Annotated in this window: 5 protein-coding genes; all 5 read right to left on the reverse strand. The window is 75.5% G+C overall.

Annotation, left to right across the window (positions count from 1 at the left end; translation table 11 throughout):
• Positions 1 to 11 precede the first annotated feature (11 nt).
• Complete coding sequence (locus ABT116_RS07880; RefSeq protein ID WP_351629405.1) at positions 12 to 6488, reverse strand: non-ribosomal peptide synthetase; 6477 nt, start codon at positions 6486 to 6488, stop codon at positions 12 to 14.
• Positions 6485 to 11551, reverse strand: a complete 5067-nt coding sequence (locus tag ABT116_RS07885) for a non-ribosomal peptide synthetase (protein WP_351629412.1) — start codon at positions 11549 to 11551, stop codon at positions 6485 to 6487. Before ABT116_RS07885 ends, ABT116_RS07880 begins: the two co-directional genes overlap by 4 nt.
• A gap of 32 nt (positions 11552 to 11583) precedes the next feature.
• The gene (locus ABT116_RS07890) at positions 11584 to 11793 is read right to left on the reverse strand and encodes an MbtH family protein (protein ID WP_502983838.1); all 210 of its coding nucleotides are present in this window, start codon (positions 11791 to 11793) and stop codon (positions 11584 to 11586) included.
• 181 nt (positions 11794 to 11974) lie between these two features.
• Positions 11975 to 13207: an FAD-dependent monooxygenase gene (locus ABT116_RS07895; RefSeq protein ID WP_351629417.1), complete on the reverse strand. Its 1233-nt coding sequence runs from the start codon at positions 13205 to 13207 to the stop codon at positions 11975 to 11977.
• Positions 13204 to 14036: condensation domain-containing protein (locus tag ABT116_RS07900; protein ID WP_351629420.1), on the reverse strand; the 833-nt coding region annotated here is incomplete at its 5' end. The genes ABT116_RS07900 and ABT116_RS07895, both read right to left, overlap by 4 nt.

Here is a 14036-nt window from a genome sequence, read left to right on the forward strand (position 1 = left end):
ATCAGCCTTCCCTAGCTGGTTGCGGAGTGGTCCAGGGCGGCGGCGAGCCGCGCGACGGTGTGGTGGCGCAGGGCCGTGGCCAGGTCGAGGGCGAGGCCCGCGCGGCGGGCGGCGACCAGCAGCGGCGGCATGAGCAGCGAGTCGCCGCCCAGTTCGCGGAAGTCGTCGTCGACGCCGACCCGTTCGAGGCCGAGCACCTCGGCCCAGACCGCGGCGAGCCGCCGTTCGGTGGCGGTGCGCGGTGCCGCGTACGGTGCCGCGCCCGCGCCGGTCGCCTCGCGGGCCACGACGGCGGCCCGGTCGCGTTTGCCGTGGGGGGTGAGCGGCAGGGCGGCGACGACCTCGACGGTGGCCGGGACGAGCGCGGCGGGCAGGAGGGCGCGCAGCCGGTCCCGGAGCGCGGCGACCTCGAGGGTGCGGCCCTCGGCGGGCACCACCCAGGCGGCGAGCCGCTTCCCGCCGTCGGCGGCCGGGACGGCCGTGACCAGCGCTTCCCGTACGGCCGGGTCGGCGGTGAGGGCGGCCTCGGCCTCGCCTGGCTCCACCCGGTGGCCGCGGATCTTGACCTGGCTGTCGGTGCGGCCCGCGAACTCCAGCAGCCCGCCCGGCAGTCGCCGGGCCAGGTCGCCGGTGCGGTAGAGGCGGCTGCCGGGCAGTCCGTACGGGTCGGGCCGGAAGGCGAGCGCGGTCAGGTCGGGACGGCCGCCGTAGCCGCGGGCGAGTCCGTCGCCGCCGAGGAACACCTCGCCGGTGACGCCGTCGGGCACGGGCCGCAGCTCCGCGTCGAGCACGCGGACCAGGACGCCGGGCAGCGGGGCGCCGAGCGGGACCAGGGCCCGCGCGGACCGGGCGCGCACGGGGCCGTAGGTGGCGGCGACGGTGGCCTCGGTGGGCCCGTACTCGGCGCCGAGGGCCATGCCCCCGCCGCCGGCGCGGATCCGGGCGGCGACCCGGTCGGCCTGCGCGGTGGGGTAGGCGTCCCCGGCGCAGACCGCGAGTGCGGCCAGCCCGGCCAGTTCCCGGTCGGTCAGCTGGTGTTCCAGCAGCGTCAGATGGCCCGGGGTCAGGCCGACGAACGCGTACGGCGCGCCGCGCAGCAGCAGCGGCCCGAACTCGGCGGTGCCGTACTTCTGCGGCAGCACCCGTACCGGCTGCCCGGTCATCAGCGGCGCGTACAGCGCGGGCATCCCGAGGTCGAAGCCGGCCGGGGTGAACCAGGGCGCTCCGCCGCGGCCGGCCTCGGTGTACTGCCGTACGGCCCAGTCGAGGTAGTGCGCGAGGGCCCGGTGGGAGACCTCGACGGCCTTGGGGGTGCCGGTGGAGCCGGAGGTGTGCAGGACGTAGGCGAGCCGGTCCGGGTCGTGCCGCAGGCCGAGCGGCGAGCCGTCGCCCTCGTGGGCGGCGTCCTCGGCGAGCAGTACGTCCGCGAGGGGCAGCCGGAAGAGGTACGAGCGCTGGGTGACGGCGATCCGCGGCGCGGTCCCGGCGAGCCGGGCGTCCGGCGCGCACGGGTCGAGGGGCACCTGCACGGCGCCCGCCTTCCACACGCCGAGCAGGGCGGCGACGAGGTCCGGGCCGCGGTCGAGCAGCACCGCCACCCGGGTCTCGGCGCCGGCGCCGAGGGCGAGCAGCCGGCGGGCGATCCGGTTGGCGCGGGCGTCGAGCTCGCCGTAAGTGAGGCGGAAGTCCTCTCCGTGCAGGGCGGTGGCCGCCGGGGTGCGGGCGGCCTGCGCCTCGAAGGCGCCGAGGACGTCGGCGGGGGTCTCGGGGTGGGGCAGGGCGGGCGCCTTGAGGCGGGCGCTTTCGTACCGGTCGGGGAAGGCGCCGGTGCTGTCGCCGTCGGCGCCCGCGCGGGCCATCTCGGTGAGCACCGCGCGGTACAGCCCGGCCAGCCGGTCGGCGGCGGACCGGGAGAGGGTGCGGGTGCGGGAGGCGAGGGAGAGGTGGCCGCGGACGGGGGTGCCGACGACGAGGGGGAACTCGTTGGGGCTGTCGTCGCGACTGGCCATGATGTCGATCAGCTCGGTGTCGACCTGGTGGAAGTCCAGGTAGTGGAAGAGCACGTCGATCAGGTGGGCCTCGCCGCCGGGCACCCGCATCGCGGGCATCGGGTAGCGGCGGTGCGGCCACAGCGCGACCTCGTGCGCGAAGACCTGCCGGGCCAGTTCGCCCCAGGTGCGGGCGGTCCGCTCGTAGGGGAAGGGCACCGAGTTGAGGTACATGCCGGAGACGGTCTCGGCGCCGGCCTCCTCGGGCCGGGCGTCGGCGACCATGCCGCCGCGGAAGGCGGCGGAGCGGGTCAGCAGCGACAGCACCTTGCTGTGCGCGGCGTGCAGCACGCTCTTGTACGGCACCTCGGCGGCGGTCGCCAGGGCGCGCAGGCCGGGTTCCAGGTCGGTCAGCGGCAGGTCGATGCGATAGCGCTCGTCGGGTCCCGCGGGGTCGCCCGCCCAGCCGGGCGGCACGGTGAACTTGTCGTGTCCCTCGACGATCCCGCGCCAGAACTCCTGGTCGGCCGGGTCGTCGAGGGCGCGCAGCTCACCGGCGATGAAGTCGGCGTAGCGGACGGCGGGCGCGGGCGGCGCGGGGGCGGGCTCGCCGCCGGTGCGCAGGGCGCGGTAGGCGCGGAGCATCTCCATCAGCTGGGAGTGGTAGCTCCAGCCCTCGATGACGGGGTGGCACTCGGTGATCGACAGCCACCAGCTCTCGTCGTCCAGGAGGTGCACGGCCATCCGCATCAGCGGTGCCCGGGTCAGGTCGAACAGCTCGGCCCGGTCCCGGTCGGCGAAGTCCCACAGCGCCTTCTGCCGGGCGTCCTCGGGGAGGTGGCGCAGGTCCTCGTGGACGACGGGCATGCGGGCGGCGGCGTGCACCAGCTGGAGCGGCTGGGAGTACCCGGCCAGGGCGAAGGAGGTGCGCATCACCTCGTGCCGCTCGACGATCAGGTCGGCGGCCCGCTGGAACGCGGCCGGATCGAAGGGGAGTTCGTCGCGGATCCGGAAGGAGGTGATGTTGTGGTAGCGGTTCTCGCCGCTGCCGCCGTGCATCTCGACGAGCATCCCGGCCTGGATGCGCGAGACCGGGTAGGCGTCGGTGACGTCGGCGGGCAGCTCCGCCCGGTCGGCGGCGTCGATCAGCGCGAACCGGGCGACGGTCCGGGGCGCGTCGGCGGCCGGGGCGCCGCTGCGGGCAACGGCCGTGGCCAGGCGTTCGACGGTCCGGTGCTCGAAGACGTCGCGGACGCTGGTCTCCCAGCCGGCCGCGCGCAGCGCCCCGACCAGTCCGACCGCGCGCAGCGAATCGCCGCCCAGGTCGAAGAAGTTGTCGCGCACCCCGACGGTGTCCAGGCCGAGCACCCGCGCCCATACGGCGGCCATGGCCCGCTCGGCGTCGGTGCGGGCCTCGACGTGGGCGCCGACGGCCGTGGCGGCGCGGCCGGGCGCGGGCAGCGCGCGGCGGTCGAGCTTGCCGTTGCCGGTCAGCGGCAGCGCGTCCAGGGTCAGGTAGGCGGAGGGCAGCATGTACGGCGGCAGGGACGTGCCGAGGTGTGCGCGCATTCCGGCCGGGCCGAGGTCGTCGGCGCCGGTGCCGGGTGCCGGTACGAGGTAGGCGACGAGCTGCTTGTCGCCGGGGGTGTCCTCGCGGACGATCGCGACGGCCTCGGCGACGGCCGGGTGCGCGGTGAGCGCGGTCTCTATCTCTCCCAACTCGATGCGGTAGCCGCGCAGTTTGACCTGGTGGTCGACGCGGGCGAGGAAGTCGAGGTTGCCGTCGGGCAGCACCCGGGCCAGGTCGCCGGAGCGGTAGAGGCGGCTGCCGGGCGGGCCGTAGGGGTCGGGCACGAACCGCTCGGCGGTCAGGTCGGGCCGGCCGGCGTACCCGCGTGCCAGTCCGGTGCCGCCGATCCACACCTCGCCGGGGACGCCGGTGGGAAGCGGGCGCAGCCGGTCGTCCAGGACGTACATCGTGGTGTGCGGGACGGCCCGGCCGATGGGGACCAGCTCGGTGGCGACCGGTCCTTCGAGGAAATAGGCGGAGTTGCCGACGGTGATCTCGGTGGGCCCGTACTCGGCGGCCAGCCGGGTGCCGCCCTCACCCGCCGCCGTCGCCCACCGTTCGGCGAGCCGGGCGGTGAAGGAGTCACCGGCGGCGATGACGAGTCCGGCCAGGCCGCGCACCTGGTCCGGGCTCAACTGCTCCACCAGCAGGTTGAGGTGGCCGGGGGTGAGCTTGATGAAGGCGTACGGTCCTCCTGCCGCGAGCAGGCCGCCGAGGTCGGCGGTGTCGAAGTCCTGCGGCAGCAGGTGCACCGGCTGCCCGGTCATCAGCGGCGTGTACAGGTCGGGCACGCCCAGGTCGAAGGCGATGGAGGAGAACAGCGGCGCTCCCCCGGTGCCCGCGCTCGCGTACGCCTGGACCGTCCAGCCCAGATAATTGGCGAGGCCGCGGTGGCTGATCAGGACGCCCTTGGGGCGCCCGGTGGAGCCGGAGGTGTAGATGACGTAGGCGAGCCGGTCGAGGTCGTGGGCGGTGGGCAGCTCGGCGTCGGCCGTCTCCAGCGCGGCCCGTTCGGCCGGGTCGTCGACGACGACCGTGCGGACGCCGGTCAGACGGCCGGTGTACCGGGTCTCGGTGACGGCCAGGGCGGTCGCGGTCTCCGTCAGCATGTGGGCGACGCGGTCGTCCGGGTGGGCCGGGTCGACCGGGAGGTAGGCGGCGCCCGCCCGCCAGATGCCCAGCAACGCGGCGACCAGGTCGGGGCCGCGGTCGAGGAGGACGGCGACGACGGCCTCGGGACCGGCGCCCAGCTCGGTGAGGCGGCGGGCGAACCGGTCGGCCCGGGCGTCGAGTTCGGCGTAGGTCACGGTGGTGCCGGCGTGCCGCAGTGCGGGCGCGTCCGGGGTGGCCGCCATCTGGGCGGCGATCGTCTCGAAGACCGGGCGCAGGGCGGCGAGTTCGAGCGGGCGGTCGGTGCCCACGGGGGCGGCCGGGCCGTCGAGGAGCAGGGCGCGCTCGGCGGCGTCCAGGACGTCGAGGTCGGCGACCGGGGTGCCGGGGGCCCGGGCGATCGCCGCGAGCAGGGTCCGGTAGTGGCGGGTGATCCGCTCGGCGGTGGCCGCGTCGAAGAGCGCGGTGGCGTACTCCAGGCTGCCGTGGAGGGTGCCGTCCGGCCGTTCGGCCAGGTGCAGGGTGAGGTCGAAGCGCGAGACGCGGCTCTCGGCCGGTACGGGCGCGACGGTCACGCCGGGCAGCTCGGGGCCCTCGGGGCCGCCCTCGCCGGAGACGAGGTCGAACATGACCTGGAAGACGGGGGTGGTGGACAGGTCCCGCTCCGGCTCCACCTCGTCGGCGATCCGGTCGAAGGGGGTGCCCTGGTGGTCGAAGGCGGCCGGCACGGCGGTACGGCTGTCGGCGAGGAAGCGGCGGAACGGCGTCCCGGGCCGCCAGGCGGCGCGCAGCGCCAGGGTGTTGTAGGCGTAGCCGGCCATCCGGCGCAGCTCGGGCCGGGTACGGCCGGAGGAGGCGGTGCCGACGCACACGTCGGTGGTGCCGGCGTAGCGGCCGAGCAGCAGCTGCCAGGCACCGAGCAGGACCATGAAAGCGGTGGCACCCTCGTCGCGGGCGAGTTCGCGCAGGCTCTGGGCGACCGGTGCGGGCACCTCGAAGCGCGTCATGGCGCCGGCGCCGTCGCGGACGGCGGGCCGGGGCCGGTCGGTGGGCAGCCCGAGCGGGGTGAGCCCGGCCAGCCGCTCCCGCCACCAGGCCAGGTCGGCGGCCGCGGCCGGTGAGCCGTTCCGCTCGGTGAGCCACGCCGCGTAGTCGGCGTACTGGATGGTCGGCTCGGGCAGCGCACCCGCCGGGTCGCGGCCCTCGACGGCGGCGGTGTACAGGGCCGAGAGCTCGGACAGCAGCAGCGGTCTGGTCATCGCGTCACAGGCGATGTGGTGCACCACCGCGACCAGCACGTGGTCGTCCGCGGCGAGCCGCAGCAGCCGTACGCGCAGCGGCTGCTGCGCCGCGAGGTCGATGGGCCGGGCCGCCTGTTCCTCCGCGAAGGCGACGGCGCGGCCGTCGGCGTCGGCGTCGGCGTCGGCGTGACCGTCGCCGTCGCCGCCCTGGACGACGGCGAAGTCCGCCGGGCCGGCCGGGTCGATCACCTGGCGGGGTTCGGTGCCGTCGAGGACGTACCGGGTGCGCAGGATCTCGTGGCGGGCGGCCAGCGTGTCGAAGGCGCGGCGCAGGGCGCCCGTGTCGAGGGCGCCGCGCAGCCGGTACACCATCGGCAGCAGGTACTCGGGGCTGTCCGGGTCGAGCTGGTGCAGGAACCACAGGCTGCGCTGTCCGGCGGAGAGGACGAGGGGTTCCGAGCGGTCGGCGCGGGGTATTCCGGCCGGGACCGCGCGGCGGCCTCCGGCGCGGGCGGCCAGCCGGCGGCGCAGCAGTTCGGCCGCCAGCTCTTCCCGGTTCGGTGCGGTGGGTGCGGTCACGGCTGGTACTCCCGGTGGGCGAGGGCCAGTTCGGCCTCGGTGAGCGATTCGATCTCGGCGCGTACGGCCTCTTCCACGGCGGTGGCGAGGCCCCGCACGGTTGGCCGCTCGAAGACGGCGCTCAGCGGCAGTTCGACGTCGAACTCCTCCTGGACGCGGGCGATCACGCGGGCCGCACGGACCGAGTTGCCGCCGATGCGGAAGAAGCCCTGGCGGGCGCCGACCGGCCGGGCGGCGCCGTCGCCGAACAGCACCTCGGACCAGATCGCGGCGAGGGCCTCCTCGACCGGTCCCTCGGGCGCGCTGTACGGCTCGTCGGCGAGCGCGCCGGCCAGGTCGGGCACGGGCAGCGCGGTGGTGTCGACCTTGTTGTGCCGGGTCAGCGGCAGCCGTTCCAGGCCCACCAGCAAGGCGGGCAGCATGTAGTCGGGCAGCCGGCGGGCGCAGTGGTCGAGCAGTTCGCCGTCGGTGACCGGCCCGGCGTCCGGGGCGGGCGTCCAGTAGCCGACCAGGGCGGCCTCGGGACCGGAGCCGTGCACGGTGACGTACGCCTGGGCGACGGCCGGGTGCTCGACGAGGACGCCCTGCACCTCGCCGGTCTCCACCCTGCGACCGCGGATCTTGACCTGGCCGTCGGCGCGGCCCGCGAACTCCAGGGTGCCGTCGGGCCGCATCCGGGCCCGGTCGCCGGTGCGGTACAGCCGCGCCCCGGCGGGACCGTACGGGTCGGGCACGAAGGCGGCGGCGGTCAGGCCGGGGCGGCCGTGGTAGCCGCGGGCGAGTCCGTCGCCGCCGACGCACAGTTCGCCGGTGACGCCGTACGGCACGGGCTGGAGACGGTCGTCGAGGACGTACGCCGTCACGTGCGGGTAGGGGCGGCCGACGGGCACACCGGTGGCGGTGTCGTCGGCGTCCCAGCGGGTGGCGGCGATGGTGGTCTCGGTCAGCCCGTACTCGTTGATGAACCGCATCAGGCGGCGCGAGAGTTCGCGGGCCAGCGCGGGCGGGCAGGGTTCGCCGCCGGTCTGGCCGACGATCGGGCGGCGGCCGAGCCCCGCGTCCAGCAGCAGCTGCCAGTGCGTCGGGGCCACCTGGAGGTGGCTGACCTCGTGTTCGTCGATCAGCCGCAGCTGGGCGGCGTGGTCGCGTTGCTCCTGTTCCCGGGCGAGCACCAGCCGGCCCCCGGCCATCAGCGGCATGAACAGTTCGGTGCAGGAGATGTCGAAGGTGACCTGGGCCAGTGCCAGCCAGGCGTCGTCCGGGCCCTGGCCGAAGTCCAGATGGGCCTGGGAGGCGCGCAGCATGGTGAGCAGCGAGCCGTGCTCGACGGCGACGCCCTTGGGCCGTCCGGTGGAGCCCGAGGTGTACATGAGGTAGGCGAGGCGGGATGGGTCGTCGGGGGCCGCCGGGACGGGCTGCGCGGACGCGGCGGCGGTCCGCGTGGTCTCCACGACCGTGCCCACGTCCACCACCCGGCCGTCGAAGCGGCCCGTGAACCGGGCGGCGTACGTGCCGTCGGTGACCAGGACCGTCGCCGCCGCGTCCGCCAGGACGTGCGCGGTGCGCTCGTCCGGGGCGGCCGGGTCCAGCGGCACGTAGGCGGCGCCCGCCCGCCAGGCGCCGAGGAACGCGGCGACCAGGTCGGGGGTGCGGCCGAGCAGGACGGCGACCACCGAGCCCTCGCCGGCGCCCGCGTCCCGCAGCCGGGCGGCGAAGGCCTCGGCGCGGCGCTCCAGCCGCTCGTACGTCCACCTCTCGCCGCCGCACACGACCGCGGTGTCCTGCGGCGCGCGCCGGGCCGCCGCGGCGATGGCCGCGTCGACGGTCTGCTCGGGTCCGGTGACCGTGCCGGGCTCCGGCCGGCCCGGACCGCGGCCGAGCAGCTCGGCGCGGAGCGGCGGGGGCAGCAGGTCGACGTCGGCCAGCCGGCGGTCCGGGTCGGCGGTGACCGACTCCAGCAGCCGGATCCAGCAGTCGGCCAGCCGCTCGACGGTGGCCGCGTCGAACAGGGCGGTGGCGTACTCGGCGAGGCCGAGCAGCGAGCCGTCGGGGCGGCGCTGGAGCACGAAGGTCAGGTCGGTGCGGGCGGTGCGCCAGGCCCCGCGGAAGGCGGCCACGTCACCGGCGTCGACCGCGGTGCCGGTGCGGCCCTCCTCGTGGACGTCGAACATCACCTGGTAGAGCGGGGTGCGTGCGGGGTCGCGGGTGTCGTCCAGCTCCGCCACCAGCCGGTCGAACGGCAGCTCCTGGTGGGCGAAGGCCGTACGGGCGGTGTCGCGGACCCGGACCAGCGCCTGCCTGAACGGTGTACCGGCAGGCGCGTCGCAGCGCAGCACCAGCGTGTTGAGGAAGTAGCCCGCCACCTCGGCGACCTCGTCGCCGTGCCGTCCGGCGACCGGCACCCCGACCGGGACGTCCCAGCTGCCGCTGAACCGGGCCACCAGCGCGGCGAACGCGGTCAGCAGGGTCTGCTGCAAGGTGGCCCCGCAGCTGCGGCCGAGCGCGGCGACCTGCTCGGCGAGCGGGGCCGGCACGGTGAAGACGTGCGCGGCGCCGGCCGCGTCCCGGGTGGCCGGGCGGGGCCGGTCGGCGGGCAGGTCGACCGGCGTGATGCCGTCCAGGGTGTCCTTCCAGTGGGCGAGTTCGGACTTGAGGAAGGTGTCGGTCAGCCGGGCGCGCCGGTGGACGGCGTGGTCGGCGTACTGGACGGGCAGAGCGGGCAGGTGTGCGTCGGTGCCGGTGTGCAGGGCCTCGGCGAGCGCCTTGAGGTCGCGCTCCAGGACGACGGAGGTCCAGCCGTCGCAGGCGATGTGGTGGATGCTCAGCAGCAGCGTCAGGGTGCCCCGGCCGCGCACCGCGAGGGCCCGGCGCACCGGCCCCCGCGCCAGGTCGAAGGGGACGGCGAACTCGGCCGCCACCAGCGCGTTCAGCTCGTCCGCGGTGTCGGCGCGGGCGAAGCGGACGTCCCACTCGGCCGGCAGGTCGGCGCGTTGCACCGGCTCGGTGCCGCGCAGCAGGTAGCGGGTGCGCAGGATCTCGTGGCGGGCGGCGAGCGCGCTGAGCGCCCCGCGTACGACCGTGTCGTCGTACTCGGCGGGCAGGGTGAGGAAGACCGGCGCGTTCCACTCGGCGCTGCCGGGGCGCAGCCGGTCCAGCAGCCACATGCTCTGCTGGCCGGGCGACAGCGGCAGGCCGTGCGGGTCGCGGGCGACCGGGGTCACGGAGCGCTGCGCCGGGGGCACGGCGGTGTCGTCCGCCGCCCGGCCGGCGGTGAGCAGCGCGGCCTGCTGCTCCACGGTGGTGGCGGTCAGCAGGGCGGTCGCCGGGATGTGCCGTCCGGCGGCTTGGGACAGGCCGGCCGCGAGCCGGTTCAGCATCAGCGAGGACCCGCCGAGCTGGAAGAAGTCGTGGTCGGCGCCGATCTCGGCGGCCGGGGTGCCGGTCAGCCTCGTCCACTCCTCGGCGACGACCCGTTCGGCGGGGGTGCGGACCGGGATGTGCGCGGTCTCGGCGGCGGCGGTCGCCGGGTCGGGCAGCGCGGACCGGTCGATCTTGCCGTTGGGGGTGAGCGGGAACTCGGTGACCGGCACGTAGGCGGTCGGCACCAGCGGCTCCGGCAGCGAGTGGCGCAGGAAGGCGCGCAGCTCCTGCGCGCCGAGCGGCTCGCCGCGCGACTGCACCCAGGCGACCAGCCGGTGTCCTCCGCGGCCGTCGGGCACGCCGGCGGCGACGGCGGCCCGCACCCAGGGGTGGGCCGCGAGCGCGGCCTCGACCTCGCCGGGCTCGATCCGGACGCCGTTGACCTTGACCTGGTGGTCCAGGCGGCCCAGGTACTCCAGGACGCCGTCGGCGCGCCAGCGCGCCCGGTCGCCGGTGCGGTAGAGGCGGGCACCCGCCCGGTGCGGGTCGGGCACGAAGCGCTCGGCGCTCTGGTCGGGGCGGCCGAGGTAGCCGAGGGCGAGACCGACGCCGCCCGCGTGCAGTTCGCCGGGGACGCCGACGGGCACCGGGCGCCCGGCCCGGTCCAGGACGAGAACGCGCATGTTGCCGATGGGCCGCCCGATCGGCAGGGCGCCGGTGTCCTGCGCCGGGTCCCAGCGGTGCTCGGTGATGTCGACGGACGCCTCGGTGGGCCCGTAGGTGTTCCAGATCTCCGCCCGGGGCGCCCGGTCGTGCAGGGCACGGCACAGCTCGGCGTGGAGCGGCTCTCCGGCGCTGAAGAGGAGGCGCAGGGCGCCGGCGCGTTCCCAGCCGGGCTCCTCGACGAGGCGGCGGTAGACGGACGGAACGCCCTGCAGAATCGTCACGCCGCCGTCGATTACGGCCCGCAGCAGGGCGGCCGGGTCGCGCTCGGCACCTTCGGGGGCGAGCACCACGGCGCCGCCCGCGATCAGCGGGGCGAACAGTTCGAGCCCGGCGGCGTCGAAGCCGACGGTCGTCTTCAGCAGCATCCGGTCGCCCGCGCCCACCCCGTGCCGGTGCGTCAGCCAGCGCACCCGGTTGGCGATTCCGCCGTGCGGCACGAGCACGCCCTTGGGGCGGCCGGTGGAGCCGGAGGTGTGCAGGACGTAGGCGGGTCGGTCGGCGGCGTCGGCCGCGAACTGCACTCCCTCGTGGTGCAGTTCGCCCCCGGCGCTCTCGATGCCCTGGATGTCCTCGACGGTCAGCGTGCGGACGGTGCCGGGCAGGCTGTCCACGGTGGCCCGCTCGGCGAGGACGACCGGGTCCCCGGTGTCCGCCAGGACCGCCGTCAGGCGGGCCGCCGGGTGGTGCGGGTCCAGCGGCACGTACGCGGCGCCTGCCAGCCAGACGCCGAGGAACGCGGCGACCAGCTCCGGGCCGCGGCGCAGGCACACCCCGGCGAAGTCGCCGGGACGCACCCCGGCCGACCGCAGCCCGGCCGCGAACCGGTCGGCGAGCGCGGCCAGTTCGGCATAGGTGACGGCGGTGCCGTCGGCGCGGACGACCGCGGCTGCGTCCGGGGTGCGGGCGGCCTGGGCGCGGAACAGCGGGGGTATCAGCAGATGGCCGGGGACACGTCCCGACTTCGCAGGCTCGTTCACGATCTCTCCTCCATCGGGATCGGCGGTGCGGATCAGCTGCCGGCGCCGGCCTCGGCCATGCGCAGGCGCAGGCTCAGCGGGCGCATGTCGGTCCACAGGGCGTTGATGCGCTCCAGGCACTCCTCTCGGCTGCCCTCGGTGCCCTCGGCGTGCCAGCCGGCGGGCAGGGCGCGGTCGGCCCACCAGATCGAGTACTGCTCCTCGTCGTTGAGCACGACGCGGTACACGCTTTCGTCGCTCATGTGTTCAGCCATGGGGTGTCCCTTCTGGACGGTGAGGTGTGGCCCATGGTCGAACGCAGCGCTATCGGGCGTTTATCGGCCACCTATACGCTCCGCTGAGACACCGTGGACAGGGGCGAGCCCCCGGCGCCGAGGGGCGCCGGGGGCTCGTGGTTGCCGTGGACTTCTCGCCGGCGAGCGATCAGGCGGCGTTGCTGTGCAGGTTGTTGTTGTTGACGTTCAGGTCGGCCTCGACGTCGTTGGCGAGGATCCACGCCACATCGGCGGCCTGGTTGTTGACGTTGCGGTTGTTGTTCGAGTCGGTGTTGCCGGAGTTGTTGGTCATGGAGGGGTTCCTCTTCTCTGTTGTGGTGGGCTGTCCGTCCCGTGAACCCAGCTGCACACGGGTCGTGTGCGGCCGGCGGGTCGCTTCATAGCGGCGGAGCGCGGCGGCGATGCCCGCGGCTCCTGATGCCTCCTCCTTGAGGCAGATCGCGAGTGCCACCCCGTCCTCGATGGCCTGGTTGGCTCCCTGTCCGTGGTGCGGGAGCATCGGGTGGGCCGCGTCGCCGAGCAGCGTGGTGCGGGCGGTGCTCCACCGCTCCAGCGGTGCCCGGTCGTACAGCGCCCAGCGGCGCACCTCCCGCGCCGCGCCGACGAGGGCCCGCACCTGCGGCGCCCATCCGGCCAGCGTCGCGTCGAGGTCGGCGGGCCCGGCCGCGCTCGTCCAGGACTCGTCGAGTCCCTCGGGCGCAGGGGCGACGGCGACGTAGGTGAACTGCCGTCCGCCGCGGACCGGATAGAGCAGTACGCGCCCGGCGGGGCCCGCGAACATGTACATCTGCGCGGGGTCGAGGTCCGGCAGCTCGGCCGCGTCCACCAGACCCCGCAGCGCGCAGTTGCCGGAGTACACGGGCCGCTCGGGGCCGGCCAGCCGACGGCGGACCAGGGAGTGCACGCCGTCCGCGCCGATCAGAGCGGAGGCCCGGGTGACCGTGCCCCCCGCGAACCGGAGCGTGACGCCCTTGGCGCCCTCCTCGTAGCCGGTCAGCTCGCGCCCGGTGTGCACCCGCTCGGCGGGCAGCAGCGAGGCCAGCATCCGGTGCAGGTCGCCGCGGTGCACCGTCAGGTAGGGGGCCCCGAATCGCTCCTCCCAGGCGGCGCCCATCTCCTGCCGCGCCACCGTGGAGCCGTCGTGGAAGGCGCGGACCTCCAGCGCCTCGGGCCGCACCGCCTTCCGGGCGAGCTGTTCGGTCAGTCCCATGCGGGTCAGCAGCCGGGTGCCGTTGGGGCCGAGGTGCATGCCGACGCCCTGTTCGCGCAGGGTGTCGCCCCGCTCGTAGACGTGGACGTCGATGCCGCGGCGGTGCAGGGCAGCGGCGGCGGTGAGCCCGCCGATGCCCGCGCCGATCACCGCGATCGTGGTGGTGGTCATCGGTGGTCCCATGCCTTCTCGAAGGAATCGAAGGAGTTGAAGGAGTTGAAGCTGTTGAAGTCGTCGAAGGCGCCGGTCTCGCCGGAGCCGAGGGCGAGCACGGCGTCCAGGTCGGCGTCGGCGGCCAGTTCGACATCGGTGATCCGGGCGTCCGGGTCCCGTACGGCGGCCGTGAGCATCCGCTCGTAGCCGTCCGCGAACCGCTCGACGGTCGTCCGGTCCAGGACGTCGGTGTCGTAGGAGAAGACCGCGGTCACGCCCTCGGGGGTCTGCTCGATGCGCAGCAGCAGGTCCAGCTGGCCCTCCTGCTGCGGCACGTCGATCAGGGCGATGTCGAGACCGGCGTACGGGATGGCACGGCCGACCGCCTGTCCCGGCGGCACGTTGGGCACCGGCGGTTCCATGCGGTCCATGTGGACCAGGAACAGCGCGGCGCGGAACAGGGTGGCCTGCGGGAAGGCCAGGCCGCACGGGTAGCGCACGCCCAGCATGCCCCGCATGATCCGCTCGCCGGCCTGCGCGGCGGCGTCCCGGAAGGTGACGCCGGGCCCGAACTCGGCTCGCACCGGGATGGTGTTGAGGAAGCAGCCGATCACGTCCCGCTGACCGCGGCCGGAGCGGCTGGAGGCGGGCACCCCGAGCAGGAAGTCGTCCTGCCCGGTCCAGCGGTGGGTCAGCGACTGGAACACGGCCAGCAGGTACGCGAAGGGTGTCACGCCCGCCGTGCCCGCCGCCGCGCCGATCCCGTCGGCGGCCTCGGGGGCGAGCCGCCGGACGACGGTGTCGCCGCGCAGCGAGCGCACCCGGGGGCGCGGCCGGTCCAGCGGCA

The organism is Streptomyces sp. NPDC002130 (genome assembly GCF_040296465.1).
Taxonomy (GTDB): Bacteria; Actinomycetota; Actinomycetes; order Streptomycetales; family Streptomycetaceae; genus Streptomyces.

What these genes read in the sequence shown, in the direction of transcription:
- ABT116_RS07890 (WP_502983838.1), bottom strand. Translation starts at nt 11,793, where the DNA reads ATGAGCGACGAAAGCGTGTACCGCGTCGTGCTCAACGACGAGGAGCAG.
- ABT116_RS07895 (WP_351629417.1), bottom strand. Translation starts at nt 13,207, where the DNA reads ATGACCACCACCACGATCGCGGTGATCGGCGCGGGCATCGGCGGGCTC.